Here is a 23,418-nt window from a genome sequence, read left to right as displayed (position 1 = left end):
GGCACCGGCCGGCGCCGCCTCCATCATTCCGTCATCGCGCGCATCATCGTCTCGATCCGCGCCATCGCATCGCGCTTGATCTGGCACACGCGCGCCGCGCTGACGTCGAGGGTGACGCCGATCTCCTGCAGGTTCAGCTCCTCGAAGAAATAGAGCTGGAGCACCAGCTGCTCGCGTTCGGGAAGCTCCGCGATGCAGGCCTTGAGCGCCGCGAGCGTGCTTTCGCGCTCGCAGGCGTCGCCCGCATCCACCGCGTCGGCGACCAGAAAGGCGCCGCCGTCGGTCAGCGCGTCGAGCGAGGTCGAGCGGCCATAGGTCGCGTTCTTTTCGAGCGCGAAATATTCCTCCGCCGACAGGCCGAAGGCTTCGGCCATTTCGGCTGCGGTCGGCGCGCGCATCAGATGCTGTTCGAGCGTGTGGCGCACCGATTGCAGGCGCTTGCCCGCGACCATCGCCGAACGGCCGACGTCGGCCTCGCGGCGCAACTGGTCGATCATCGCGCCGCGAATCCGCGTCGAGGCATAGGTGGCGAAAGCATAGCCGCGCTCTTCATAATGGCGGCTCGCCTCGATCAGGGCGATCAGCCCGGTCTGGATCAGGTCGTCGAGCTCGCTCGTCCGCGACACGCGCGAAAACACCTGCCACGCGATCTTGCGCACCAGCGGCGCATGCTCCTCGACCAGCGATTCGACGCTCTCGCCATAGCCGTGCGCGCGGAGCGCATGCGCGGCATGGAGGGCGGGAGCGCCCGCGCCGAACTGTTCGGCAGGCTCAAATCTCATGCGGCTGGTCCTTCATCTGATCGGCAGGCTCGTGCGACAGGCGCGCGGGTTCGGCGCCGATCGTCGCGACGATCTCGGTCGCCTTGTTGGCGGGGATTTCGAGGTAGGAGATGACCGCGACGTCGGGGAAACTCGCGCGCACCAGCCGCGACAGCGCCGGGCGGCAGATCGGCGAGGCGACGAGCGCGAAGCTGCGCGTCGAGAGGAGCAAGGGCTCGACCGCCTGGCCGATCTCGCCGAGGATTTTCATCGCCATGCCGTGCTCGAACGGCCATTCGGCGCCCGGATTGGCGCGCACCGCCTGATTGAGCAGCATCTCGACCTCGGGATTGAAGGTGACGACGGGGAGCGGCATGCGCGCGGGCACGATCGTCTGGACGATCAGCGCCCCGATGCGCTGGCGCACCGCCTCGACCAGTTCGACATCGCCGAGCTGCTGGCCCGACAGCGTCACCATCGCCTCGGCGATCTTGCGGAAATCGCGCAGCGGCACCCGCTCCTCGAGCAAGGTGCGGCAGAGGCCCGCGACGCGCGGCAGCGCATAGCCCTGCGGGCTCAGATTCTGGGCGAGCTGCGGATAGTGGAGCTTCAGATGGTCGATCAGCGCCTGCGCGTCGTCGAGCCCGAACAGCTCCGACGCCGAGGCGATGATGCTGTTGTTGAGGTGGGTGGCGACGACCGTCGCGGGATCGACGACGGTATAGCCCGCGGCGATCGCGTCGTTCTGGCCGCCCTTCGGGATCCACAGCGCGTCGAGCCCGAAGGTGGGGTCCTTGCACGGCCGTCCGCTGACCGGGCTGAGAAGGTCGCCCGAATCGAGCGCGAGCATCTCGTTCGGGAAGATTTCATCCTCGCCGACGATCACTCCGGCGACCGAGATGCGATAGGCGTTGCCGGGCAGCGACAGATCGTCGGCGACCTTCACCGCGGGGATGACGAAGCCGAGCTCTTTCGACAATTGCTTGCGGATGCCGGTGATGCGTCCCATCAGCGGCGCGCCCTTGCGCTCGTCGACCAGCGCGACGAGCGCATAGCCGATCTCGAGCTGGCACGGGCTCGCCTCGCTGACGTCGGCCCATTCGATATGGTGCGGGTCGGCGGCGGGCGCGGCGGGCGGCGCCGCGGCTTCGGCCTCGGCGGCGGCGCGGCGCATCTGCCAGCCGAGCGCGAAGGCCAGCGTGGCGGCGGGCAGGATCAGCATCTGCGGCATCGCGGGGACGAGGCCGAGGACGAAGAGGATGCCGCCGACCGCCATCCAGACGTGCGGCGAGGCGAACTGGCTGCCGATCTGACCCGACAGGTCGAGCGGCGAATTGACCCGGGTGACGATCGCCGCGGCGGCGATCGACAGCAGCAGCGCCGGGATCTGCGCGACGAGCGCGTCGCCGATCGCGAGCGTGACATAGGTGCTGCCGGCCTCGGAGAAGGAGAGGCCGTGGCTCGCCATGCCGAGGATCAGCCCGCCGACGATATTGACGAACAGGATCAGCAGGCCCGCGACCGCGTCGCCCTTCACGAATTTCGAGGCGCCGTCCATCGAGCCGTAGAAGTCGGCCTCGGTCGCCACTTCCTGGCGCCGCGCCTTCGCCTCTTCGGGGGTCAGCAACCCGGCGTTGAGGTCGGCGTCGATCGCCATCTGCTTGCCTGGCAGCGCGTCGAGGGTGAAGCGCGCCGACACTTCGGAGACGCGCCCGGCGCCCTTGGTGATGACGACGAGGTTGATGATCATCAGCACGACGAAGACGAACAGCCCGACGACATAGTCGCCGCCGATCAGCACCTGGCCGAACGCCTCGATGACATGGCCCGCCGACGCGGTGCCTTCATGCCCGTGGACGAGCACGACGCGCGTCGAGGCGACGTTGAGCGCGAGGCGGAACAAGGTCGCGAGCAGCAGCACGGTCGGAAAGGCCGAAAAATCGAGCGGCTTCGACGCCGACAGCGCGACCATCAGGATCGCGAGGCTGATCATGATGTTGCCGACGAAGCTGATGTCGAGAATCGTCGGCGAGACCGGGATCACCATCAGCGCGACGAGGATGAGCATCCCCGCCGGCAGCGCGGCGGCGCCGACCATACGGCCGATCCGGCGGAGGTCGAGCGCGGGCGTCATGCGCCGCCACCCAGCGCCGCGAGCCGCTGATAGGCCTGGGCGGCAAAGCCCATCGACAGGGTTTTCGGCATCGGCTGGATTTCCATCATCTGGAGCGGCGGACGTCCGCCGCCGTTCGCGCCCGAGACGCTCGCCATCCGGGCGTGCCAGCGGCTTTCGGCGGCGGGGGAATAGGCGGCGGCGTCGATCGTGCCGCCGCCTTCGGAGAGCTTGGCGGCGAAGCGCGCGCGGATCTCGCCGAGGCTGCGCATGCTGCCGTCGGCGGCGTAGAAGATGGGGCGGTTCGCCGCCGCCGCTTCGGGCAGCATCGCCGCGCCGGGCTGGTCCGGGTTCGCCTCCCAGCCGGCGAGGAAGCGCGTCGCGCCGCCGCTGCCGAGGAAATGGGCGAGATAGAGGTCGACCGGCTCCATCGCGCGGCCGAAGCGCCCTTCGAGCGCGGCGCGATTGTCGGCCGTCAGCGCCGCCGCCATGCTCGACGCCGCGGCGGGATCGTCGCGAAGACCGAGGATCTGCGCGCGCAGCGCCGGGTCCGCGACCGACAGCCGCCCCGACGCGTCGCGATCGATCGCTCCCGCCGCCCAGCCGAGCCCGTGCGCGGCGCCGTGGCGCTGCAGCGTCGCGAGCCAGGTCTGGCGGGTGAACTGGAACAGTCCGCGCGCCGACGAGGTCGGCGCCTGCGCGCTGGGGTTGAAGCGGCTTTCGACGCGCGCGACGTCGACCAGATAGTCGAAATCGATCCCGGTGCGCGCCGACGCGTCCTGCACCGCCGCCATCACGGGGGCGGCGCCGGGGGCCTGGGGCACGAAGGGGTTGATCGCAGTCATATCGTTGGTTCCGCTGGTTCGCGAAACCAAAAGCAATCATCGTGCCACTTTCGGGAAAGTGTCTCTTAAGCGATCTTTGTCAGTAGCTTAATGCAGCGCCCCGCGGTGCCACGCCGCGTAGGGCATGGTTCCTGTCAATCCGCTGACGCGTCCAGTCCTTGAGCACATTGACGCGGATCGCCGCGGCTTCGAGCTGCTTGAGCACATGGCCGATCAGCACACGCGCGCGCGCTTCGCTGCCCGGCGGGATCGCGGCGCCGCGGAACAGGATGACCGCGGTCGCGAGCGCTTCGGACGCGGCGATGATCGCCCCGGCGTCCTGCCCGTCGAGCGCGGCGACGAGCGCGTCGAGCCGCGCCTGCATCTCGTCCATCTGCATCAGCATGCGGGGCTACCCCGGTGAAAGTCGAGCATCGCGCGCGCGGTGGCTTCGGCGTCGACGCGATAGCTTCCCGACGCGATCGCGGTGCGCAGGCTTGCGACGCGCGCCGTGTCGACCGGCGGACCCTGGTCGGCGATCGTCCGGGTCAGGCCGATCAGGCGCGCGGCGGGTTCGGCTTCGGCGGCGGGCGGCATCGTGGCGGCGGCGGGCGCGGCACTCGCCGATCCGGCGCCGATCTTGCGCACGGTCACGGCGCGCATCACGCCCCCGACCTGCGATCCGATCTTGCTGTCACCCGACATTTTCGGCCTCCATCCTCGCGCCGTCAGAAAAGCGACGGGTCCGTATGGAGGGATTTAACGGCGGGGCGGTGAGGGGATTAAGCGGGGAGGACGGAAAATTTTCGGGAAGGAAAGAAGGCGGCGTCGGAAAGCCGACGGCCGCCCTATGGTGCGGCTCAGTCCTCGATCCGCGCTCGGCCGGGGCCGGTGACGACCGCGCTCAGGCTGCTGCGGTTGCCGTCGCCGCGCAGCGCGATCGTGTCGCCGACGCGCCCGTCCTCCGACGCGACGGCGCTATAGTTGATCGCGAAGCTTTCGGTCTCGATCGACACGCGGACATTGTCGCCGCGGCGGATCACCGGCGCGGCGGGACGGGCCGGGCTCGCGGCTACGAAGCCGGGGACGGCACCCGCGCCGCCGGTCATCGGCACGCGCACGCGCCAGCCGAGCGAGGCGCAGCGCACCGCGAGCGTCTGACTGTCGATCGCGGTGATCGCCGCCTGTTCGGGGCAGCGCTGGAGCTTGATGCGGCGGTCGATGGGGGCCGCGGTGCGGCCCATCGCGCTCGCCACCGTCGCGGTGAGCGCGTCGATCGCCTGCCAGTCCTCGCTCGCCTGCTGGGCATGGGCGGGGGGAACGCAAAGCGCAAAACCGGCGAGGCCGGCGATTAGCCTGATCGTCATGGTCCATCTCCTGTTGGTCCAAAATGGTTGCGGGCAGGGGTGCAGGATGCGTGCCAAGCGGCGTTTCGGGCGCGTTGGCGCGCGGGATACGGGGGCGTCGTCAATCTTTTGACGAGCGGCCGGGGTGACGCGTGAAGCCCCCGCCTCGTTTCGGGACAAGGTGCTGAAAACTCAACGCTAAACCGATTTGGCACGGCGATTGCATCATGTCCTTCGTGATTTTTTCCGCGCGTCTCGCGCCGGCGACCCGCCGGCCGGGACGGCGGCGAAAGGAAGGAATGGACATGGCATCCGAAAAGCTCTTCGGCCTGCACGCGACGGCGCTCCAGCTGCGCAGCCAGCGGATGATGATGCTCGCCTCGAACATCGCCAATGCCGCCACGCCGAACTACAAGGCGCGCGACCTCGACTTCTCGAAGGCGCTCGAACTCGCGCAGGATGGCGGTTCGACCGACGCCGCGATCCAGTATCGTGTCCCCGTCCAGTCGTCGCTCGACGGCAACACGGTCGAAATGGCGACCGAACAGACCGCCTTTGCCGAAAACGCGCTCGCCTACCGCTCCAGCCTCGCCTTCCTGCAGGGCCGGATCGGCACGCTGACGCGCGCGCTCAAGGGCGAATGACGATGGCCAATCTCTCGATCTTCGACATCAGCGGGCGCGCCATGTCGGCGCAGCTCGTCCGCCTCAACACCACCGCGTCGAACCTCGCCAACGCCGGCACCGTCGCGGGCAGCGAGGCGGGCGCCTATCGCTCGATGAAGCCGGTGTTCCGCACCGTGATGGACGGCGCCGGTCGCGCGACGGTCGCGGTCGACCAGGTTGTGACCTCGAAGATGGCGCCCTCGAAGCGGCACGATCCCGATAATCCGCTCGCCGACGCCGACGGCAATGTCTGGGAAGCCGCGGTCGATAGCGCCGCCGAGCTGGTCGAGATGGTCGAGACGTCGCGCCAGTATCAGAACAATGTCCAGGTCCTCGACACCGCAAAGGGCCTGATCAACGAAACGCTGCGGTTGGGGCAATAATCATGGCGATCAATGCGATAAACGGCGGCTCGACCGCCCCGACGACGGCGAGCGTGCAGCAGATGGGGCAGGGCGATTTCCTGCGCCTGATGACCGCGCAGCTCAGCCAGCAGGACCCGTTCAACCCGGTCGATAACCAGCAGATGGTGGCGCAGATGGCGCAATTCTCCAGCCTCGCCGGCATTTCGGAGACCAACACCACGCTCCAGCAGATTTCCGACCAGCTTCAGGCGCAGACCGCGCTGCTCGAGGAGATCCGCGCCAACACCCCGGCGACGCCGGCCACCGCATCCACCCAGGAAGGATAGTCCCATGTCATTCTACACATCGCTTTCGGGCCTCAAGGGCGCCCAGACCGAAATGTCGGTCATCTCGAACAATATCGCCAACGCCGGCTCGATCGGCTTCAAGCGCAGCACCGCCCAGTTCGGCGACATCTTCGCCTCGTCGCCCAACCAGTCGACGCGCACGGTCGCGGGACAGGGCACGCGCCTCAACGGCATCACCCAGCAGTTCACGCAAGGGTCGTATGAAACGAGCGAGAAGACGCTCGACATGGCGATCGTCGGCGAGGGCTTTTTCGTCGTCAAGGGCGCCCCACCCTCGAACGCGGTCACCTATTCGCGCAATGGCGCCTTCACTCCGCTCGAGGACGGCCGCGTCGTCGACACGACGGGCTCGACCCTGCAGCTGCTTCCGGTCGACGCCGACGGCAATGTCACCGACCGCACGCTCGGCGCCAGCTTCGACCTGGTGATCCCCAAGGCGTCGCCCGACAATCCCGATGCCGCGCTCGTCAATGTTTCGGTCGGCACCGACGGCCTGGTCACCGCGACCTTCGCCGACGGGTCGGGCCAGACGCTCGGCAAGGTCGCGATGGCATCCTTCCCGGCCACCGAAGGGCTGCGCCCGATCGGCGACGCGCATTGGCAGTCGACCGGCGAAAGCGGCCAGCCGGTCATCGATTCGCCGGGCAGCGGCGCGATGGGCGCGGTGCGTTCGGGCGCGATCGAGCGCTCGAACGTCGACATCACCGAGGAACTGGTGATGCTGATCGCGGCGCAGCGCAACTTCCAGGCCAATGCCAAGGCGATCGAGGGTGCGTCGCAGCTGACCCAGACCGTCATCAACATGAACTGATCGGCGTTTCGCCGCCTGCCTGGAGCCAAGCCATGGACCGCGTCATCTATACCAGCCTCACCGCGATGCGGGGCAGCATGGCCCGGCAGACGGCGATCGCCAACAATCTCGCCAACGTCAACACGCCGGGCTTCCGCGGCGAAATCGCCGAGGCGCAGACGATCTGGCTGCAGGGCAGCGGGGTCGGCGGGCGCGCGGTGTCGTCGGAGGAAGTGATCGGGGCCGACATGCGTAGCGGCACCATCGCCGCGACGGGGCGCGACCTCGACGTCGCGATGCGCGGCGACGCGATGCTCGTCGTCCAGGCGCCGAACGGCGAAGAGGGCTACACAAGGCGCGGCGACCTGCAGGTCGCGGCATCGGGCCTCCTCACCACCGGCGACGGCCACCCCGTCCAGGGCGCGCAGGGCCCGATCACCATCCCCGCCGCCGACGCGATCAAGATAGACGAAGAGGGGCGCGTCTGGGTCGTGCCCGCGGGCGGCGACCCCGAGAATCCCCAGCAGGTCGATCGGCTGCGCATCGCGAGCACCGCGGGATCGGACATCGTCAAGGGGCTCGACGGGCTGTTCCGCGTGCGCAACGGCGGCATCCTGCCCGACGATCCCGAGGCGCGGCTCGTCACCCGTTCGCTCGAAGGCTCGAACGTCACCGCGACCACCGCGCTCGTCGAGATGATCGAGGCGAGCAAGAGCTGGGATTCGCAACTCAAGCTGATCGGCGACGCACGCGACATGGACAGCGCGACCGCCAATCTGATGCAGCTGCCCCGTTAAGGAGAGTATCAATGAGCTTCGGTGCCTTGCACGTCGCGCGAACCGGCCTGGATGCCCAGAGCTTCCGGATGCAGGTGATCGCGAACAACCTCGCCAACGTGAACACCACGGGCTTCAAGCGCGATCGCGCCAATTTCGAGACGCTGTCGTATCAGATGATGACCCAGCCGGGGGCGACCTCGGCCGCCGACAACCGCTACGCGACCGGGCTCAACCTCGGCACCGGCGTCGAGCTGGCGGGCACGTCGCGCATCGACACGCAGGGGTCGTTCGCGGCCACCGGCAACGCGCTCGACATGGCGATCGACGGCGCCGGCTTCTTTCAGGTGCAGATGCCGGACGGGCGCATCGGCTATACCCGCGCGGGCAATTTCGACCGTGCGCCTGACGGCACGATCGTGACCTCCGACGGCAAGCCGCTGATCCCGCAGATCCAGGTGCCCGAGGACGCGACCGGCCTGTCGGTCGGCGTCGACGGCACCGTCTCGGCGACCGTGCCCGGCCAGTCCGACGCGGTTCAGCTTGGCCGCATCGAACTCGCGCGCTTCGCCAACCCCGCCGGGATGCAGGCGATCGGCGACAATATGCTCGTCGAAACCGCCGCCTCGGGCGCGCCGCAGGTCGGCGCCGCGGGCGAGGAGGGGCGCGGGTCCTTGCGCGGCGGGATGCTCGAGGGATCGAACGTCAACGTCGTCGAGGAGCTCGTCGACATGATCGAGACCCAGCGCGCCTATGAGGTCAATTCGAAGATGATCCAGGCCACCGACGAGATGATGAAAAATGCGACGCAGACTCTCTAGCGCGCTGATCCTCGCGCTCGCCGCCGCGCCCGTCGGCGCCGCCGCGAAGGACGAGGTTCCCGACGACGCCTTCGCCGCGACCGCGCCCGCCCCGCAGGCGCCGCCGCCGGCGAACGGCGCGATCTTTCAGGGCGGCTATGTCGCGCTGACCTCGGGCGGCCGCGCCGGGCGGGTCGGCGACATCGTCACCATCCAGCTCGTCGAGCGCACCATCGCGTCGAAGAGCAACGCCGCGAGCACCCAGCGCGGCGGCAGCCTCGGCCTCACCCCGCCGAGCACCGGCCCGCTCTCGCTGTTCAGTCCGAGCGACATCGGCATGGGCGGCAGCAACGAATTCAAGGGCAAGGGCGAAGCGTCGCAGTCGAACCAGCTCGCGGGCGAGATCAGCGTGACGATCGCCGAGGTTTATCCGAACGGCACGATGCTGGTGAAGGGCGAGAAGCTGCTCACCCTCAACCGCGGCGACGAGCGCGTCCAGATCTCGGGCCTGATCCGCGCGATCGACATCGGCCCCGACAACCGCGTCGCGTCGACGCGCGTGGCCGATGCCAACATCCGCTACGTCGGCAAGGGCGAGATCGCCCGCGCCAGCCGCCAGGGCTGGCTGCAGCGATTCTTCTCCATCATCAGCCCCTTCTGACGCTTTCGAGGATCCCTATCGTGACCCAGCGTTCCTTCCTTCTCGCCTTCCTCGCCCTGCTGGTCGCCAGCCTCGGCCTCGCCGCGCCCGTATCGGCGGCGCGGATCAAGGACATGGGCCAGTTCCAGGGCATGCGCGCGAACCAGCTCACCGGCTATGGCATCGTCGTCGGGCTCGCGGGCACCGGCGACGACAGCCTCGACTATGCGACGCTGGGCATGAAGGGCGCGGTGTCGCGCTTTGGGCTGACCTTGCCGCCGGGGGTCAACCCCGCGCTCAAGAACGCCGCGGCGGTGATGATCACCGCCGAGCTTCCCGCGTTCGCGAAGCCCGGCCAGCGCCTCGACATCACCGTCTCGGCGATCGGCAAGGCGAAAAGCCTGCGCGGCGGCACCCTCGTGCTCGCGCCGCTCTATGGCGCCGACGGACAGATCTACGCGATGGCGCAGGGCAATCTCGTCATCGGCGGGCTCGGCGTCGACGCCGCCGACGGGTCGAAGCTGACCGTCAACGTGCCGTCGAGCGGCCGCATCGCGAACGGCGCGACGATCGAGCGCGCGGTCGACACCGGCTTCGCCTATGGCGACCGGCTGGTCTTCAACCTCCATCAGTTCGACGCGACCAACGCGAAGCGCGTCACCGACGCGATCAACGGCGCGCTCGGCCCGGGGGCCGCGACGATGGTCGACGGCGCGAGCATTTCGATCCGCGCCGGGGGCAGCGGCGACGACCGCATGCGGCTCGTCTCGCTGGTCGAAAATCTCGACGTCGTGCGCGCCGAGCCGCCCGCGAAGGTCATCGTCAACGCGCGCACCGGCACCGTCGTGATCAACGGCGCGGTTCGCGTCGGCACCGCCGCGGTCACCCAGGGCAAGCTCACCGTGTCGATCAAGGAATCGCCGATGGTCGTGCAGCCCGCGCCGTTCAGCCGCGGCGAAACCGCGATCGAACAGTCGAGCGATATCAGCGCGACCGAGGAGTATCGTCCGGCCTTTCTGATGAAGCCGACCGCCTCGCTCGCCGAGCTGGTCGATGCGATCAATCGCATGGGCGTGCCGCCGGGCGACCTTGTCGCGATCCTCGAAGCGCTGTCCCAGGCGGGCGCGCTCACAGCCGAACTGGTAATCATATGATGACGTCCTATTCCACGCCCGCTGCCATCGCCCCCGTGCGCATGTCCGTGCCCGCGGCGGCGACGCCGACGCTGGCCGGCGGCGGCGGCGACGGCCTGCGCAAGGCGGCCGAGGCCTTCGAAGCGGTGATCCTGCGCCAGCTGATGGCGTCGATGCGCCAGGCGAAGCTCGGCGACGACATCTTCGGGTCGAGCGCGACCGACAATTTCCGCGAAATGGCCGACGCGCGCACCGCCGATTCGATCGCGTCGATGCGCCAGTTCGGCATCGCCTCGATGGTCGAGGGGCAGTTCCGCGCCCGCGTCGCGGCGAGCGGCGGGACCGGCTCCGGCGGAGGCGTGCAATGAGCGACCTGCTCGGCATCGGCGCCAGCGGGCTGCGCGCCTATTCGGCCGCGCTCGCGACGATCGGCGACAATATCGCCAACGCGCAGTCGCCGGGCTATGCGCGGCGCACGCTGCAACTGCGCGGCGCCCAGTCGGCCGGCGACACGCCGTTCGTTCGCGCCAACATCAACCCGGGTGGGGTCGACATCAATGGCATCAGCCGCTCGGTCGACGCGTGGCTGATCGACGACGCGCGCATCTCGTCGGGCGGCGCCGAACGCGCGTCGACGCGGCTCGCGTGGATGGACCGCGTCGAGGGCGCGCTCAGCGACGAGACCAACGGCATCGCCTCGGGGCTGACCAGCCTCTTCACCACCGCCGACCAGCTCACCGCCGATCCCGCCAACCGCACGCTGCGCAGCCAGTTCCTCCAGGCGGCCGACGACGTCGCCTCGGGCTTTCGCACCGCGGCGGGTCAGCTTTCGGATATGGCGGACGGCATAGCGGGCGCCGCAGATGGCGCCGTCGATCAGTTCAACGCCGATCTGAAGGCGCTCGTATCGATTAACGTCGGGCTCCGCAAGGCGCGTCCCGGCTCGACCGGCGAAGCGACCTTGCTCGACGAGCGCGATCGGCTGATCGACCAGCTTTCGGCGCAGGGCGGGGTCAGCGCGAGCTTCGACGATCGCGGCGCCGCGACCTTGCGCGCGACGGCGAGCGGCGACGTGCTTGTCGGCGGCGGCGAGGTGCATCCGATTTCGGTAACCACCGGCGCCGACGGCCGCCTGTCGTTCAGCGTCGAAGGCGGCGCGCCGTTCGACACCGCCACGGGCTCGCTCGCGGGCCTCGTCGAGGCGTCGAACCATGTCGCCGACCAGCGTGCGGCGCTCGATGCGATGGCGGCCGATTTCGCGGGGCAGCTCAACGCCGCGCACCAGGCGGGGATCGATGCGAACGGCAATCCCGGCGCGGCGCTTTTCAGCGGCGCCACCGCCGCGACGCTCACCGCCGCGGCGCTGAGCCCCGATCAGGTCGCGGCCGCCGACGCGTCGGGCAGCAACGGCAATATGCTCGCGCTCGGCGCGATGCGGGGAGCGAACGACCCCGAAGCGAAATGGTCGGGGATGATCGCCTCGCAGGCGCAGGCGACCGCCTCGGCGCGCGCGCAGGATGCCGCCGCGACGACGCGCGCCGACGCGGCGAGCGCGGCGCGCTCGGCGGTCAGCGAGATCGACCTCGACCGCGAGGCGGGGGACCTCTTGCGCTTCCAGCAGGCCTATTCGGCCGCCGCGCGGACGATCCAGGTCGCGCGCGAAACCATGCAGACCCTGCTGAACGCGGTCTAAGGAAGGAGGGTCCCTCATGATCAACGCCACCGGCAATCGCATGACGCGCGAAATCGTGCGCCAGACGCAGCTCGCCGACCGGATCGATCAGCTTCAGATCCAGGTCTCGACCGGCAAGCGGCTCCAGCGCGCCTCGGACGATCCTGTCGCCGCGCGCCGCATCGCGACGATCGGCACCGCGCAGGCGAGCGCGACGACCTGGGCCGCCAATGTCGCGACCGCGAGCGCGCAGGTGTCGCAGGCCGACGCCGCGCTGGGATCGGTGAGCAATCTGCTCGTCCGCGCGCGCGAACTCGCGCTCTCGGCGGCGAACGGAACGATGAACGCCTCCGACCGCGCGAGCGTCGCCGCCGAACTCGCGGGGATAGCCGACGAGATCGACGGGCTCGCCGCGAGCCGCGACGCGAACGGCGAGGCGCTGTTCGCGTCGGGCACCGCGAAGGTCGTGCGCTTCGACGCCGACGTCAGCTTCGCGCCCGTGCCCTCGGCGGCGGACGCTTTCGTCGTCGGCGGCAACCCGCTCTCGACCGGACTGCGCGACGCGGCCGCGGCGATCGCGGCGGCGGATACGGCGGGAATCAACGCGGCGCTCGATACGCTGGCGACCAGCATCTCGCACGTCGCCGACCAGCGCGCGACGATGGGCCTGTCGGCCGGCCGGCTCGAGCGTATCGGCGACGGGCTCGCCGCGCGCGGTATCGCGCTCGCCGACGAACGCTCGGCGGCCGAAGACACCGACATGCACGTCGCGATCGCCCAGCTCAACGCCACCACCTTGACGCTCGAGGCGGCGCAGGCGTCCTTCGCGCGCATCAACCGCCAGACCTTGTTCGATATTTTGGGCTGATCGCGCTCAATGTTTCGCGCGCGCCGCCGTTAATCATCGAAACGCCCGCCTGTTTTTCCGGGGTCCGGACCCCGATTGGAGTGAAGCCCGCATGTTTCCCGTCGTCGGCATCGTCGTTCTGATCCTGCTGGTCTTCGGGGGCTTCGCGCTGACCGGGGGCAATCTTACCCCCGTGCTCCATGCGCTGCCGCACGAGATGCTGATCATCGGCGGCGCCGCGGTCGGTTCGCTGATCATCGGCAATTCGGGCCGCGAGCTGAAGGCGCTCGGCGGCGGGCTCGGCAAGGTGTTCAAGGGGCCGACATACAAGAAGGCCGATTATCTCGACTGCATCCTGCTCGTCTCGACGCTGATGAAGATGATGCGCACCGAGGGACCCGTCGCGGTCGAGCCGCATATCGAGGATCCGGCGAACTCGCCGATCTTCCAGCAATATCCGAAGCTCCTGAAGGACCAGACGCTCGTTCATCTGATCTGCGACACGCTGCGCCTCGTCGTCGTTTCGTCGGGCACGCTCGACCCGCATGCGGTCGAGGAGGTGATGGACAATGCGGTGAAGAATCACCACCACCACGCGATCAAGCCTGCCGACGGCCTCCAGAGCCTCGCCGACGCGCTCCCCGCGCTCGGCATCGTCGCGGCGGTGCTCGGGGTCGTCAAGACGATGGGCTCGATCGACAAGCCGCCCGAGATATTGGGCGCGATGATCGGATCGGCGCTCGTCGGCACCTTTCTGGGCGTGCTGCTCGCCTATGGCCTCGTCGGCCCGTTCGCGGCGCGCGCGCGCGCGGTGATCGAAAGCGACGCCGCCATCTATCATACGGTAAAGCAGCTCATCATCGCCTCGCTCCACGGCCATCCGCAGCCACTGGTGATCGAGGCGGCGCGCTCGGGCGTCGACCATAGCAACCAGCCGAGCTTCGCCGAGGTCTTCGACGGAATGCGGGGCCGCTGATGGCGGCGCGTCCCAATACCCCGCTGCGTCCGATCATCGTCAAGAAGGTGGTCGAGGCCGGCCACGCCGCGCATCATGGCGGGGCGTGGAAGGTCGCCTATGCCGACTTCGTGACCGCGATGATGGCCTTTTTCCTCCTGATGTGGCTGCTGGGCGCGACGACCGAAAAGCAGCGCAAGGCGCTCGCCGACTATTTCGCGCCGACGATCGTCCAGGCGAAGCAGGACACCGCGGGCTCGACCGGCCTGTTCGGCGGCGATTCGCTCGTCGATGTCGACAAATATCCGCACGAGGCGGGCCAGACGGGCACCAAGGCGATGACGATCCCGCGCGACGCGACCGGCGGCCCGCGCGAGGCGATGGGGCGCCAGAGCGAGCGCGCCAAGTTCCAGCAGCTCGCCAAGGCGCTGATGCGCGAAGTGCAGGCGAAGGCCGAGCTGCGCCGGCTGGCACGGAACATCCGTTTCACCGAAACGCGCGAGGGGCTGCGCATCGACATCGTCGACGACGCCGATTTCTCGATGTTCGTGCTGGGCACCAACCAGCTCACCCCCGACGCCTCGCGCCTCTTCGCCCAGATCGCCGAGCTGGTGGCGGGGATACCGAACCAGCTGATGATCCGCGGCCACACCGACGCCGCGCCCTGGTCGGCGAAGTCGGGCACCAACAACTGGCGCCTCTCGGTCGAGCGCGCCGAGGTGACGCGCCAGTATCTCGAGTATCGCGGCATCGCCTCGAACCGCTTTTCGCGGATCGAGGGGGTCGCCGATCGCGAACCCTATGTGCCCTCGAATCGCTTCGATCCGCGCAACCGTCGCATCTCGATCACCCTCGGCTGGGGTGTCGCCGCCGAGGATTAGCGCCACTTTGGCACCATCCTGAAATCTTAACGACGCACTTGCGCGGCCATTATCGCCAATATGGTAATAACCCTTTATTTTGAATGGGTTGGTCTGTTTCGGTAAAGATGTTGTTTACCATTTTCCTCAATTCATTGCTCCATCAAAGGGGGCGCCGCCGAAAGGGGCGCGGTGGAGATGAACATGACCAAGGTGGGGCAGAACGACAGCGGCCAGGCTGCGCTCGAAACGGCGATCATCGGCAACAGCCCGGCGATCCGCCAGTTGCGCGAGATGATCCGCCGCGTGGCGCGGTCGAACGCCTCGGTGATGCTCTGCGGTCCCTCGGGATCGGGCAAGGAACTCGTCGCCCGCGCCATCCACGACGAAGGCATCCGCGCCGGCCACGCCTTCTCGGCGATCAACTGCGGCGCGATCCCCGCCGACCTCATCGAATCCGAACTCTTCGGCCATGAAAAGGGCAGCTTTACCGGCGCCACCGCGCGCCGCATCGGCCATTTCGAAGCGAGCGAGGGCGGCACGCTCTTCCTCGACGAAATCGGCGACATGCGCTTCGACATGCAGGTCAAGCTGCTCCGCGTGCTCGAGGACCGGACGATCGTCCGCGTCGGCAGCAGCGAGGCGCGCCGCGTCGATGTCCGCGTCATTTCGGCGACGCACCAGGATCTGGGCGCCGCGATCGCCGACGGCAAATTCCGCGAAGACCTGTTCTTCCGGCTCGGCGTGGTCGTGCTGCAGGTCCCCAGCCTCGCCGACCGCGTCGAGGATATTCCCGCGCTGATCCGCCACTTCCAGTGCCGGATGCCCGCCGACGCCAAATGCCGTTTCGACGAGGCGGCGCTGGCGCTGCTGCTGCGGCACGACTGGCCGGGCAACGTCCGCGAACTTCGCAACTTCGTCGAGCGCGCCAGCGTGCTCCACGGCGGCGAGACGCTCGGCGCCGACGATGTCGCGCTGCTCCTCAATCCCACCGCGCCGCGCCTGGCCGCCCCGACGACGACGGCCGGCACCGAGGACTTCCTCCTGCACGCCGCGCCGAAGACCCCGGCGCCGGGCCGCCCGATCGACCTCAAGCGCGAGATCGAGACGATCGAACTCGAACAGATCCACGTCGCGCTCGACCTTGCCGACGGCATCATCTCGGAGGCCGCGCGCCTGCTGACGCTCAAGCGCACGACGCTGATCGAGAAGATGCGCAAATATGGCGTCCACCAACAGGCGGCCTGACCGGCCGCGCCGCGTTCAGCCCTGCTGAAAAAGGGGTACTGGTCCACCCCTTCGCCGTCACCCGGTCGCCCGTCCCCACCTAGGGCGGCCGGGTGCAACGCGTTTTGGGGGGATGTTACGGGCCCTGTTCCCCCGTTCGCATAGAGCGAAGTCGAGATGCCCCGCGGGCCAGGAGTTAGGACGATGGGTGTCTCGACTTCGCTCGACACGAACGGAACGAGGGATCAGCGCAGCTGCCGCCACGCCGAACTGATCGTCAGAACCCCGTCGAGCAGCTCGGCGAACCCCTCGGCGCTGTTCGCCGCGACCGCGTCGTCGAGCTTGCGCCGCATGCTCCGATACACGCGCGACAGCGCCTCGGCGACCTCGGCGCCCGCCTCGCGGTCGAGCCCGGCGTCGAGGCCGATCAGGATCGCGCGCGCGCGGTGCGCGGGCTCGGTCGCCGACACGCGCTGCCCCTGCCGCACCATCGCGCCGAGGACGCCGACCGCGATCTCCAGCTCGTCGTAAAGCATCTGGACCAGCTCGACCGGATCGGCGGCGGCGGCGCGGCTTTCGTGCTGCAGCCGGCGATAGAGGCCGGTCGCGCGGACGGTCGAGGCGGTCGGTGGCACGGGTGGACGCTCTTAATTCTTCTGGTTGTTCCAGATCTCGATCTGCTGCTCGAGATAGGATTGCGTCGCCTTGAACGCGGCGAGGCGGGCGTCGAGCGACCCATATTGCTTCTCGAGCCGCGCGCGATAGGCGTCTTCGCGTTCCTCGACCTTGTCGAGCTGATCGGCGAGCGTTTCGCTCTTCGCGCTCAGCGATTTCGACACGCGGTCGAGCACGCCGTCGGTTGCGACCGCGGCGTCGCGGATCGCGTCGAGCGCGGCGGCGATGCCCGGATCGGTCGTCTCGGTGTGCGTCGCGTCGCGCCGCGGATTGAACAGCGCCTCGACCGCGCCCGCGTCGGCGGCGAGCGCCTTGTCGAGCTTGGCGCTGTCGAGCGACAGCAAGCCGTCCTTGGTGGTCGAGATGCCGATGTCGGTCAGCTTGCTGATCGCGGGGTCGCTGGTCAGCACCTTGCCGACGAGGTCGGCGAGCTGGCTTTCGAGCTGGCGGAGCGAGCGCGTGCTGCCCGACATGTTGGCCGCGGCCGCCAGGCTCTGCTTGACCTGGTTGTAGACCGCCACGAAATCACCGACGGTCTGCTTGATCATGTCGAGCGGCCGGCTCGCGCCGATGTCGACCGGCTGGCCGGGCGCCGCCTTCTTGAGCGTCAGCGACATGCCGGGGACGACGTCGTCGACGATGTTGGTCGCGCGGCTGAAGGCGACGCCGTCGATCGTGAACTGCGCGTCGCTGGCCGACTGGCCGAGCGTCATGCCGCCGCCCGCGCCGTAGCCGAAAGCGGCGAGCCCGGGGGCGGCGCCCGCGTCGGCGGTCAGGGTGAAGGCGTTCGCCTCGCCCGTCGCGCCCTTGACGATCAGGCGGTAGCCGCCTTCGTCGGCGATGATCGAGGCCGTGACGCCGGCGTCGCTCGCGTTGATCGCGGCCGCCAGCCCGTCGAGGCTGTCGTTCGCGGCGTCGATGGTGATCGCATGGTCGGTGCCGCCGATGCTCAGTGTCATCGCGCCTTGCCCGATGGCGGCCGTGCGATCGCTGACCACGCTCGAATAGGCGGTCAGCGCGCGCGCGAGCTGCGTCACCTCGATCGTTGCCGAGAAGCTGTCGGCGTGGAGGCCGGCGCGCGCGGTCGCCGACAAGACGCTGTCGTCGGACACGGTGGGCGTGCTGCGCAGGGTGCCGTCGCTGACCATCTGGCCGAGCGAATCGGCGAAGCCGTCGAGGTCGGCCCTGGCCTGGCCGACCGCGCTGATCCGCGCCTGGTTCTGCTGCGTCAGCTGGGTCAGCCGCTCGACCTTCGGCTCGCGCGAGGCGTTGGCGAGGTCGCTGACGAGCTGCGGGATGTTGATTCCCGATCCCATGCCGAGATTGTTGATGATGTTGGTGGTCATCGCGATATCCTTCGATCCCTTAACGGCGGCGCGCGGGCGGGATTAAGCCCGAACCTAACCCCTCCCCTTCAGGGGAGGGGCAGCGAGACTTGCGGGCTTGCCCGCTAGTCGCAGCGGGGTGGGCCGCGAGGCACGGCATTCGCTCGATGACCCCACCCCAACCCCTCCCCTGAAGGGGAGGGGCTTTCTGCTAGCCCTGGCGGCGGCCGTCGGGGTCGAAGCGATGCGATGCGGGCACGTCGACGACGGGTTGCGCGCGCCCTTCGGCCGCGGCGCGTTCGAGCTGGAAGACGAAGGCGAGCACGGTCGCGACGGCGACGAACAATTCCTCGGGAATCATCCGTCCGGCGCGCGCGGTGAAATAGATGGCGCGAGTGAGCTGCGGATATTCGAGCAGCGGCACCTCGGCGCTGCGCGCGAGCTCGCGGATCGCGAGCGCGACGTCGCCGCGGCCGCGCGCGACGACGACCGGCGCGGCATCGACGCCGGGGCGATAGCGCAGCGCGACCGAGAAATGGGTCGGGTTGGTCAGGATCACCGTCGCCTCGGACACCGCCTTGCGCGCCGATCCGCTCAGGATGTCGTGTGCGCGCTGGCGCTGCGCCTGCTTGAGTTCGGGGGCGCCGTCGGACTGGCGCATCTCCTCCTTCACTTCCTGCTTGCTCATCATCAGGCGCTTGTTGCGCTGGAACCATTGCGCGGGCACGTCGATCAGCGCGATGATCACCAGCCCGCCCGCGAGCGCGAGCATCGCATGGCCGATCGCGCGGCCCGCGAGCCCGATCGCGGCATTGAGGTCGGCGGAAGCCATCGTCATCACCGCAGGCAGGCTCCGCGCGACGAGCCAATAGCCGATGGTGCCGAGCAGCAGCACCTTGGCGATCGACTTGACGAGCTCGATCAGCCCCTGCGTCCCGAAGATGCGCTTGATCCCGCTCATCGGGTTGATGCGGTTGCCCTTGAAGGCGAGCGCCTTGCCGCGCCAGCCGAGCGAGCCGAGCATCGCGGGTCCGGCGAGGCTCGCGAGGATCGCGAGCGCGAAGAGGCTGGCGAGCGGCAGCAGGACCTCGGCGCCGTTCCGCAGCAGGGCTTCGCCGGGCGCGAAATGCGCGACGTCGTCGGCGCCCAGCGTCAGTCCGCGCCGGAGGAGGTCGCCCGCCGACTGGACGAGCCAGCCGCCCGCCGCGAACAGCCAGCCCGCGCCTGCGAGCATCATCAGCGCGGTCGCGAGTTCGCGCGACATCAGCACGTCACCCTCGCGCGCGGCATCGGCGCGCTTCTTGGGCGTCGGCTGTTCGGTCTTCTGGTCCTTCTCGGTGGTGCCCGCCATCGGATCAGCCCGCCGCGACCAGCCGCGCCATGTCGAGCGCGTCGGAGAGGAAGCGCGCGAGCGTCTCGGCCATCACCGGGGTCGCCATGCCGAGGAGCACGACGCCGGCGAGCAAAGTGGCGGGCAGCCCGACCGCGAACAGGTTCATCGCCGGCGCCGACCGCCCGATGACGCCCATGATCATCTGGACGAGGATGAGGACGAAGCCGACCGGCAGCGCGATCGTCAGGCCCGCCGCGAACATCAGGCTGCCGAAGCGGAGGATGCCGCCGATCGCGCCGAACGACGGAAAGGCGTTTCCGGGGGGCAGCGCGCTATAGCTGTCGACGATGATGTCGATGAGGACGAGGTGTCCGTCGGCGGCGAGGAAAAGCGCGGTCGCGAGCATCGAGAGGAACTGGCCGATCGCCGAGCTTGCGGTGCCGCTGAGCGGGTCGATCATCGACGCGAAGCCGAGGCCCATCGCGTTGCTGATCGCCTCGCCCGCGAGCAGCGCGGCGGCGAGCCCCATCTGGAGCACGAAACCGATCGCGAGCCCGACGACCACTTCGCCGATGATCAGGATGAAGCCCGGCCACGACACCAGCCCGTCCGCGGGCAGCGCCATGCCCGACGCGGCCACCGCGGGCACGCCGACCGCGAGCGCGATGACGAGGCGGAGCTGCACCGGCACGTTGGTCGCGCCGAACACCGGCGCCGCGAGAAAGGCGGCGCCCGGGCGGATCATCCCCAGCATCCAGAGCTGAAGCATCGCCTCCACATTGGGGATGTCGGCGGGGTTCATGCGCGGATGGTCAGCGCACCAGCGCCGGAATCTGCGCGAACAGGTCGCGGGTGAAATCGGTGAGCAGCACGAGGATGCTGCCGCCGAAGATCGCGAGGCAGATCGCGGTGACGATCAGCTTGGGCACGAAGCTCAACGTCTGTTCGTTGATCGAGGTCGCCGCCTGCACCATGCCGAGCAGCACGCCGACGACGAGCACCGAGATCAGGATCGGCGCCGAGGCGAGCGCGAGAATCCACAGCGACTGCTGTGCCACCCCGATGAAATAATCGGCCTCCACGACGCTATGTCCCGAAGGAGGAAGCGAGCGAGCCCATCGTCAGCGCCCAGCCGTCGACGAGGACGAAAAGCAGCAGCTTGAAGGGCATCGAGATCACCGTCGGCGACAGCATCATCATGCCGAGCGACATCAGCGCCGACGCGACGATCAGGTCGATGACGAGGAAGGGCAGGAAGATCAGGAAGCCGATCTGGAAGGCGGTCTTGAGCTCGCTGGTGACGAAGGCGGGCAGCAGGATAGAGAAGGGGACGTCCTTCGGGCTCGCATAGGCCGGCGCCTTCGCGATCTTCGCGAACATCATCAGGTCGGTCTTGCGCGTCTGCGCCATCATGAAGCCGTGCAGCGCGTCGCCCGAGCGCACCATCGCTTCGCCGATATCGATCTGTTCCTGGCCATAAGGTTCGATCGCGACGCGGTTCACCTCGCTGATCACCGGCTGCATCACGAACAGCGACAGGAAGAGGCTGAGACCAACCAGCACCTGGTTCGGCGGCGTTTGCTGCAACCCGAGCGCGTGGCGCAGGATCGACAGCACGATGATGATGCGGGTGAAGCTGGTCATCATCAGCAGCAGCGACGGCAGCACCGTCAGCAGGCTCATCAGGACGAGGATCTGGAGCGAGAGCGACAGCGGGCGGCCATCGCCGCCGATCTCGCTCACCGCGCGCGACAGGCCGTCGGCGGTCTGCGCATGGACGGCGGGCGCCAACGCGAGCAGCGCGAGGCCGCCGGCGAGCGCGGCGGCGCGCAGCCAGGGACGGCGACGGTCAGTCGACATGAAAATCGCCCTCGCGGTTGTCGGCGAGGCGGGTCACGCCGTTCCGCGAGACCGACAGCAAAATCTGCTGCCCCGCGAACTCGACGACCGCGAGCTTGGTGCCTGGGCCGAGCGGGAGCACGCCGATCATCTCGACCGGGCGGCCCTGTTTCTGCGGGCCGAGCGGCACACCCATCTGCACGCGCTTCCACAGCCACAGGCTGCCCCACGCCATGCCGCCGACGATCGGCAGCAGAATGAGGAGGCGCAGAATATATTCGAGCATCAGGCCCTCCGCTCGAAGCCGGCGAGCGCGCGGTCGGGCGCGACGACTTCGGCGACCTGGATGCCATAGCGGCCGTCGACGCTGACGATCTCGCCCTTCGCGATCAGCGTGCCGTTGGCGTAGATGTCGAGCAGGTCGGTCGCGGCGCGGTCGAGCTCGACCACGCTGCCTTCGCCCAGCGTCAAAAGGTCGGCGAGCGCCATCGAGGTCGACCCGACCTCGACCGAGACGCGCAGCGAGACGCCCGCGAGCAGGTCGAAATTGGGCGCGGCGGCGATGCTCTTGCCCTCGCGGCGATCGCGCGCGGCCTTGGGGGCTTCGCTGATGTCACTCATGATCCGGTCCTTTTTCGATGCGATCAATCAAGATGGCCGCGTTTCCATTGGCCTCGCCGATGCTCCCGGACGCGAAATTGCGGCCGGAGACGGTTATCGGGACATGACGCGGTATGGTTAACGGAATGATATCGCCGACCTCCAGAGACAGAAGTTTCGTCAGCGCGACCTCGGGGCGGGCGAGCACCGAGCGCACCGGCAGGCGCACGTCCTTGAGCGCGCGCGACAGCGCGGCGGTCCATACGGGGTCGCCAACCGGCTCGTCGGCGGGCGCGGGCATCGGTTCGGCGCCGCTGATTCCGCGCAGCGCCGCGAGCGGATAGGCGCAGACGATCGTCCGCCCCTCGAAGGGCGCGCCGCGCAGCGTGAAGCGCTGGACATAGAGCTCGTCCTCGGCGCGAACCGCCTGGAGTTTCGCGGGATCGCACGTGACGCAATCGAGCTGCGGCGCGATCCCCATCACCTCGCTCCAGGCGGCGGCGAGCTGTTCGCCGACGTCGCGGCCGAGCCGCGCGGCGAAGCGCTCCTCGGCGTCGGTCAGCTCCTCGCGCGTGCCCGCGAGCTGCCCCTTGCCGCCATAGAAGACGTCGACGAGCTGGAGAATCAGCGGCCGGTCGGCGGCGAGGATCAGCGGACCCTTGAGCGGCGGCGCGTGATAGCGCCAGAAGATCGCGGGCGCGGCGGCGGCGCACCAGTCGCCGAAGCGCACCTGCTCGGCGGACCCGCGCTCGACCTGCACCGTCGGCGCGCCGAGCGCGCGGACGAGATCGCGCAGCGACCGCGCGAAGCGGCTGGCGATGCCGTCGAGCGCGGGAAAGGCGTAATCATCGTCGGCCTTGCGTAGCAGCAGCGACGCCTTGGCGTCGGCGGAAGGGGTCTTGGCGCGCGCGGTCACTGGATCACCAGGCTGGTGAAATAGACATTGTCGATGCCGCCGAAGCCTTCCTTCTCGCGCAGCACGCCGTTGATCGCACTGCTCAGCCGCCGCTGGAGCATTTGCTTGCCCTGCGAGGTCGACAGCATCGCGGGGTCCTGTTCGGCGAGCTCCATCAGCACCGCCGAGCGGATCGGCACCATCTGGCGCTGGACGTTGGCGACCAGCTTGCCGTCGTAGAAGGTCGACAGGCTGATCCCGATCTGGAGAAAGCCCGATCCGTCGGCGAGGTTGGTAGTGAAGGCCTGATCGATCGGAATATAGGTGATCTCATATTTGCGCGGGTCGACCTTGAAGCGGTCGTTGGGCACCGACACGGTGCCGACCTTCGGCGGCGCCTCTTCCTTGCCGCCCTCGCCCGCGGGTGTGGCCTCGCCGCTTTCGCTGCGCAGGACGAGCTTGGGATAATGATCCTCGGGCTTCGAGGCCTCGGCGGCGAGCCCGCCGCCCATATAGATGCCGGCGCCGGCGCCGGCGCCGATCAGCACCGCGGCGCCGACGGTGAGCAGCAGCAGCTTCTTCATCTTGCCGCCCTTCTTCGGGCTTTCGGCTTTATCCTTGGTCATGGCT

The 23,418-nt window shown here is 68.8% G+C and carries 30 protein-coding genes; 14 read left to right on the top strand and 16 right to left on the bottom strand.

Going from position 1 to position 23,418, the window contains the following annotated elements; all coding sequences use genetic code 11:
* Positions 1-23: 23 nt before the first annotated feature.
* From ACOTSS_RS17350 to ACOTSS_RS17325, 6 genes are all read right to left on the bottom strand, one after another.
* Complete coding sequence (locus tag ACOTSS_RS17350; protein WP_448689225.1) at positions 24-782, bottom strand: sigma-70 family RNA polymerase sigma factor; 759 nt, start codon at positions 780-782, stop codon at positions 24-26.
* Positions 772-2,895, bottom strand: a complete 2,124-nt coding sequence (flhA, locus tag ACOTSS_RS17345; RefSeq protein WP_448689224.1) for a flagellar biosynthesis protein FlhA — start codon at positions 2,893-2,895, stop codon at positions 772-774. Before flhA ends, ACOTSS_RS17350 begins: the two co-directional genes overlap by 11 nt.
* Positions 2,892-3,719, bottom strand: coding sequence for a transglycosylase SLT domain-containing protein (locus tag ACOTSS_RS17340; RefSeq protein WP_448689223.1), 828 nt, complete (start codon positions 3,717-3,719; stop codon positions 2,892-2,894). Before ACOTSS_RS17340 ends, flhA begins: the two co-directional genes overlap by 4 nt.
* A gap of 79 nt (positions 3,720-3,798) precedes the next feature.
* Positions 3,799-4,104 (bottom strand): hypothetical protein, encoded by a 306-nt coding sequence (locus tag ACOTSS_RS17335; RefSeq protein WP_448689222.1) that lies wholly within the window; start codon positions 4,102-4,104, stop codon positions 3,799-3,801.
* A complete protein-coding gene (gene flgM, locus ACOTSS_RS17330; RefSeq protein WP_448689221.1) occupies positions 4,098-4,403 on the bottom strand; it encodes a flagellar biosynthesis anti-sigma factor FlgM in 306 nt (101 codons plus the stop codon). The genes ACOTSS_RS17335 and flgM overlap by 7 nt, the downstream gene beginning before the upstream one ends.
* Before the next feature lie 155 nt (positions 4,404-4,558).
* Positions 4,559-5,065 carry a flagella basal body P-ring formation protein FlgA gene (locus tag ACOTSS_RS17325; protein ID WP_448689220.1) on the bottom strand — a complete coding sequence of 169 codons (507 nt, stop codon included), beginning with the start codon at positions 5,063-5,065 and terminating at the stop codon, positions 4,559-4,561.
* Between the two features lie 284 nt (positions 5,066-5,349).
* Here ACOTSS_RS17325 and flgB point away from each other — a divergent pair, with 284 nt between their 5' ends.
* From flgB to ACOTSS_RS17255, 14 genes are all read left to right on the top strand, one after another.
* The gene (gene flgB / locus ACOTSS_RS17320) at positions 5,350-5,688 is read left to right on the top strand and encodes a flagellar basal body rod protein FlgB (RefSeq protein ID WP_095387330.1); all 339 of its coding nucleotides are present in this window, start codon (positions 5,350-5,352) and stop codon (positions 5,686-5,688) included.
* Positions 5,685-6,092: a flagellar basal body rod protein FlgC gene (flgC, locus tag ACOTSS_RS17315; RefSeq protein ID WP_448689219.1), complete on the top strand. Its 408-nt coding sequence runs from the start codon at positions 5,685-5,687 to the stop codon at positions 6,090-6,092. Before flgB ends, flgC begins: the two co-directional genes overlap by 4 nt.
* A gap of 2 nt (positions 6,093-6,094) precedes the next feature.
* Complete coding sequence (locus ACOTSS_RS17310) at positions 6,095-6,400, top strand: flagellar hook assembly protein FlgD (protein ID WP_095386605.1); 306 nt, start codon at positions 6,095-6,097, stop codon at positions 6,398-6,400.
* Between the two features lie 4 nt (positions 6,401-6,404).
* Entirely contained in the window at positions 6,405-7,232 is an 828-nt protein-coding gene (locus ACOTSS_RS17305) for a flagellar hook-basal body complex protein (RefSeq protein WP_095386606.1), read from the top strand.
* Positions 7,233-7,264: 32 nt separating this feature from the next.
* Positions 7,265-8,008, top strand: coding sequence for a flagellar basal body rod protein FlgF (locus tag ACOTSS_RS17300; protein WP_095386607.1), 744 nt, complete (start codon positions 7,265-7,267; stop codon positions 8,006-8,008).
* Positions 8,009-8,019: 11 nt separating this feature from the next.
* Positions 8,020-8,808 (top strand): flagellar basal-body rod protein FlgG, encoded by a 789-nt coding sequence (gene flgG, locus ACOTSS_RS17295; RefSeq protein WP_448689218.1) that lies wholly within the window; start codon positions 8,020-8,022, stop codon positions 8,806-8,808.
* Entirely contained in the window at positions 8,789-9,448 is a 660-nt protein-coding gene (locus ACOTSS_RS17290) for a flagellar basal body L-ring protein FlgH (protein ID WP_448689217.1), read from the top strand. The genes flgG and ACOTSS_RS17290 overlap by 20 nt, the downstream gene beginning before the upstream one ends.
* Before the next feature lie 20 nt (positions 9,449-9,468).
* A complete protein-coding gene (locus tag ACOTSS_RS17285) occupies positions 9,469-10,581 on the top strand; it encodes a flagellar basal body P-ring protein FlgI (RefSeq protein WP_448689216.1) in 1,113 nt (370 codons plus the stop codon).
* Positions 10,582-10,622: 41 nt separating this feature from the next.
* Complete coding sequence (locus ACOTSS_RS17280) at positions 10,623-10,928, top strand: rod-binding protein (protein ID WP_448689215.1); 306 nt, start codon at positions 10,623-10,625, stop codon at positions 10,926-10,928.
* A complete protein-coding gene (gene flgK / locus ACOTSS_RS17275) occupies positions 10,925-12,253 on the top strand; it encodes a flagellar hook-associated protein FlgK (protein WP_448689214.1) in 1,329 nt (442 codons plus the stop codon). Before ACOTSS_RS17280 ends, flgK begins: the two co-directional genes overlap by 4 nt.
* A 16-nt stretch (positions 12,254-12,269) precedes the next feature.
* Positions 12,270-13,100 carry a flagellin N-terminal helical domain-containing protein gene (locus ACOTSS_RS17270; RefSeq protein ID WP_448689213.1) on the top strand — a complete coding sequence of 277 codons (831 nt, stop codon included), beginning with the start codon at positions 12,270-12,272 and terminating at the stop codon, positions 13,098-13,100.
* Between the two features lie 91 nt (positions 13,101-13,191).
* Positions 13,192-14,055: a flagellar motor stator protein MotA gene (gene motA / locus ACOTSS_RS17265; protein ID WP_448689212.1), complete on the top strand. Its 864-nt coding sequence runs from the start codon at positions 13,192-13,194 to the stop codon at positions 14,053-14,055.
* Positions 14,055-14,915, top strand: a complete 861-nt coding sequence (locus tag ACOTSS_RS17260) for a flagellar motor protein MotB (RefSeq protein ID WP_448689211.1) — start codon at positions 14,055-14,057, stop codon at positions 14,913-14,915. Before motA ends, ACOTSS_RS17260 begins: the two co-directional genes overlap by 1 nt.
* A gap of 177 nt (positions 14,916-15,092) precedes the next feature.
* The gene (locus ACOTSS_RS17255) at positions 15,093-16,142 is read left to right on the top strand and encodes a sigma-54 interaction domain-containing protein (protein ID WP_448689210.1); all 1,050 of its coding nucleotides are present in this window, start codon (positions 15,093-15,095) and stop codon (positions 16,140-16,142) included.
* Between the two features lie 224 nt (positions 16,143-16,366).
* Here ACOTSS_RS17255 and ACOTSS_RS17250 read toward each other — a convergent pair whose 3' ends face one another.
* The 10 genes from ACOTSS_RS17250 to ACOTSS_RS17205 form a co-directional block, all read right to left on the bottom strand.
* Positions 16,367-16,756 carry a flagellar export chaperone FliS gene (locus ACOTSS_RS17250; protein ID WP_095386615.1) on the bottom strand — a complete coding sequence of 130 codons (390 nt, stop codon included), beginning with the start codon at positions 16,754-16,756 and terminating at the stop codon, positions 16,367-16,369.
* 12 nt (positions 16,757-16,768) lie between these two features.
* Positions 16,769-18,142 carry a flagellar filament capping protein FliD gene (gene fliD, locus ACOTSS_RS17245; protein WP_448689209.1) on the bottom strand — a complete coding sequence of 458 codons (1,374 nt, stop codon included), beginning with the start codon at positions 18,140-18,142 and terminating at the stop codon, positions 16,769-16,771.
* Positions 18,143-18,332: 190 nt separating this feature from the next.
* Complete coding sequence (flhB, locus tag ACOTSS_RS17240) at positions 18,333-19,472, bottom strand: flagellar type III secretion system protein FlhB (RefSeq protein ID WP_448689208.1); 1,140 nt, start codon at positions 19,470-19,472, stop codon at positions 18,333-18,335.
* 4 nt (positions 19,473-19,476) lie between these two features.
* Entirely contained in the window at positions 19,477-20,256 is a 780-nt protein-coding gene (gene fliR, locus ACOTSS_RS17235) for a flagellar biosynthetic protein FliR (protein ID WP_095386618.1), read from the bottom strand.
* A gap of 10 nt (positions 20,257-20,266) precedes the next feature.
* Positions 20,267-20,536: a flagellar biosynthetic protein FliQ gene (locus tag ACOTSS_RS17230; RefSeq protein WP_448689207.1), complete on the bottom strand. Its 270-nt coding sequence runs from the start codon at positions 20,534-20,536 to the stop codon at positions 20,267-20,269.
* A gap of 4 nt (positions 20,537-20,540) precedes the next feature.
* A complete protein-coding gene (fliP, locus tag ACOTSS_RS17225; RefSeq protein WP_448689206.1) occupies positions 20,541-21,314 on the bottom strand; it encodes a flagellar type III secretion system pore protein FliP in 774 nt (257 codons plus the stop codon).
* Positions 21,304-21,579, bottom strand: coding sequence for a flagellar biosynthetic protein FliO (locus ACOTSS_RS17220; protein ID WP_095386619.1), 276 nt, complete (start codon positions 21,577-21,579; stop codon positions 21,304-21,306). Before ACOTSS_RS17220 ends, fliP begins: the two co-directional genes overlap by 11 nt.
* Positions 21,579-21,914: a flagellar motor switch protein FliN gene (gene fliN, locus ACOTSS_RS17215; RefSeq protein WP_448689205.1), complete on the bottom strand. Its 336-nt coding sequence runs from the start codon at positions 21,912-21,914 to the stop codon at positions 21,579-21,581. The genes ACOTSS_RS17220 and fliN overlap by 1 nt, the downstream gene beginning before the upstream one ends.
* Positions 21,907-22,809: a flagellar motor switch protein FliM gene (locus tag ACOTSS_RS17210; RefSeq protein WP_448689204.1), complete on the bottom strand. Its 903-nt coding sequence runs from the start codon at positions 22,807-22,809 to the stop codon at positions 21,907-21,909. Before ACOTSS_RS17210 ends, fliN begins: the two co-directional genes overlap by 8 nt.
* Positions 22,806-23,414: a flagellar basal body-associated FliL family protein gene (locus ACOTSS_RS17205; RefSeq protein ID WP_448689203.1), complete on the bottom strand. Its 609-nt coding sequence runs from the start codon at positions 23,412-23,414 to the stop codon at positions 22,806-22,808. Before ACOTSS_RS17205 ends, ACOTSS_RS17210 begins: the two co-directional genes overlap by 4 nt.
* Positions 23,415-23,418: the final 4 nt, after the last annotated feature.

This window comes from Sphingopyxis sp. NJF-3 (assembly GCF_053514865.1).
Note: the sequence above shows the minus strand (reverse complement) of the source record. Positions and strands in the feature narration are given on the sequence as shown.

Bases quoted from the DNA above. Each gene is read 5' to 3' on its own strand.
- flgC (WP_448689219.1), top strand. From the start codon at position 5,685: ATGACGATGGCCAATCTCTCGATCTTCGACATCAGCGGGCGCGCCATG.
- ACOTSS_RS17310 (WP_095386605.1), top strand. From the start codon at position 6,095: ATGGCGATCAATGCGATAAACGGCGGCTCGACCGCCCCGACGACGGCG.
- ACOTSS_RS17300 (WP_095386607.1), top strand. From the start codon at position 7,265: ATGGACCGCGTCATCTATACCAGCCTCACCGCGATGCGGGGCAGCATG.
- ACOTSS_RS17220 (WP_095386619.1), bottom strand. From the start codon at position 21,579: ATGCTCGAATATATTCTGCGCCTCCTCATTCTGCTGCCGATCGTCGGC.
- ACOTSS_RS17270 (WP_448689213.1), top strand. From the start codon at position 12,270: ATGATCAACGCCACCGGCAATCGCATGACGCGCGAAATCGTGCGCCAG.
- ACOTSS_RS17205 (WP_448689203.1), bottom strand. From the start codon at position 23,414: ATGACCAAGGATAAAGCCGAAAGCCCGAAGAAGGGCGGCAAGATGAAG.
- ACOTSS_RS17335 (WP_448689222.1), bottom strand. From the start codon at position 4,104: ATGCTGATGCAGATGGACGAGATGCAGGCGCGGCTCGACGCGCTCGTC.
- ACOTSS_RS17350 (WP_448689225.1), bottom strand. From the start codon at position 782: ATGAGATTTGAGCCTGCCGAACAGTTCGGCGCGGGCGCTCCCGCCCTC.
- ACOTSS_RS17325 (WP_448689220.1), bottom strand. From the start codon at position 5,065: ATGACGATCAGGCTAATCGCCGGCCTCGCCGGTTTTGCGCTTTGCGTT.
- flgK (WP_448689214.1), top strand. From the start codon at position 10,925: ATGAGCGACCTGCTCGGCATCGGCGCCAGCGGGCTGCGCGCCTATTCG.
- flgB (WP_095387330.1), top strand. From the start codon at position 5,350: ATGGCATCCGAAAAGCTCTTCGGCCTGCACGCGACGGCGCTCCAGCTG.
- motA (WP_448689212.1), top strand. From the start codon at position 13,192: ATGTTTCCCGTCGTCGGCATCGTCGTTCTGATCCTGCTGGTCTTCGGG.
- fliD (WP_448689209.1), bottom strand. From the start codon at position 18,142: ATGACCACCAACATCATCAACAATCTCGGCATGGGATCGGGAATCAAC.
- fliP (WP_448689206.1), bottom strand. From the start codon at position 21,314: ATGTCGACTGACCGTCGCCGTCCCTGGCTGCGCGCCGCCGCGCTCGCC.
- flhA (WP_448689224.1), bottom strand. From the start codon at position 2,895: ATGACGCCCGCGCTCGACCTCCGCCGGATCGGCCGTATGGTCGGCGCC.
- ACOTSS_RS17290 (WP_448689217.1), top strand. From the start codon at position 8,789: ATGCGACGCAGACTCTCTAGCGCGCTGATCCTCGCGCTCGCCGCCGCG.
- fliN (WP_448689205.1), bottom strand. From the start codon at position 21,914: ATGAGTGACATCAGCGAAGCCCCCAAGGCCGCGCGCGATCGCCGCGAG.
- flhB (WP_448689208.1), bottom strand. From the start codon at position 19,472: ATGGCGGGCACCACCGAGAAGGACCAGAAGACCGAACAGCCGACGCCC.
- flgG (WP_448689218.1), top strand. From the start codon at position 8,020: ATGAGCTTCGGTGCCTTGCACGTCGCGCGAACCGGCCTGGATGCCCAG.
- ACOTSS_RS17260 (WP_448689211.1), top strand. From the start codon at position 14,055: ATGGCGGCGCGTCCCAATACCCCGCTGCGTCCGATCATCGTCAAGAAG.
- fliR (WP_095386618.1), bottom strand. From the start codon at position 20,256: ATGAACCCCGCCGACATCCCCAATGTGGAGGCGATGCTTCAGCTCTGG.
- ACOTSS_RS17340 (WP_448689223.1), bottom strand. From the start codon at position 3,719: ATGACTGCGATCAACCCCTTCGTGCCCCAGGCCCCCGGCGCCGCCCCC.
- ACOTSS_RS17305 (WP_095386606.1), top strand. From the start codon at position 6,405: ATGTCATTCTACACATCGCTTTCGGGCCTCAAGGGCGCCCAGACCGAA.
- ACOTSS_RS17255 (WP_448689210.1), top strand. From the start codon at position 15,093: ATGAACATGACCAAGGTGGGGCAGAACGACAGCGGCCAGGCTGCGCTC.
- ACOTSS_RS17280 (WP_448689215.1), top strand. From the start codon at position 10,623: ATGTCCGTGCCCGCGGCGGCGACGCCGACGCTGGCCGGCGGCGGCGGC.
- flgM (WP_448689221.1), bottom strand. From the start codon at position 4,403: ATGTCGGGTGACAGCAAGATCGGATCGCAGGTCGGGGGCGTGATGCGC.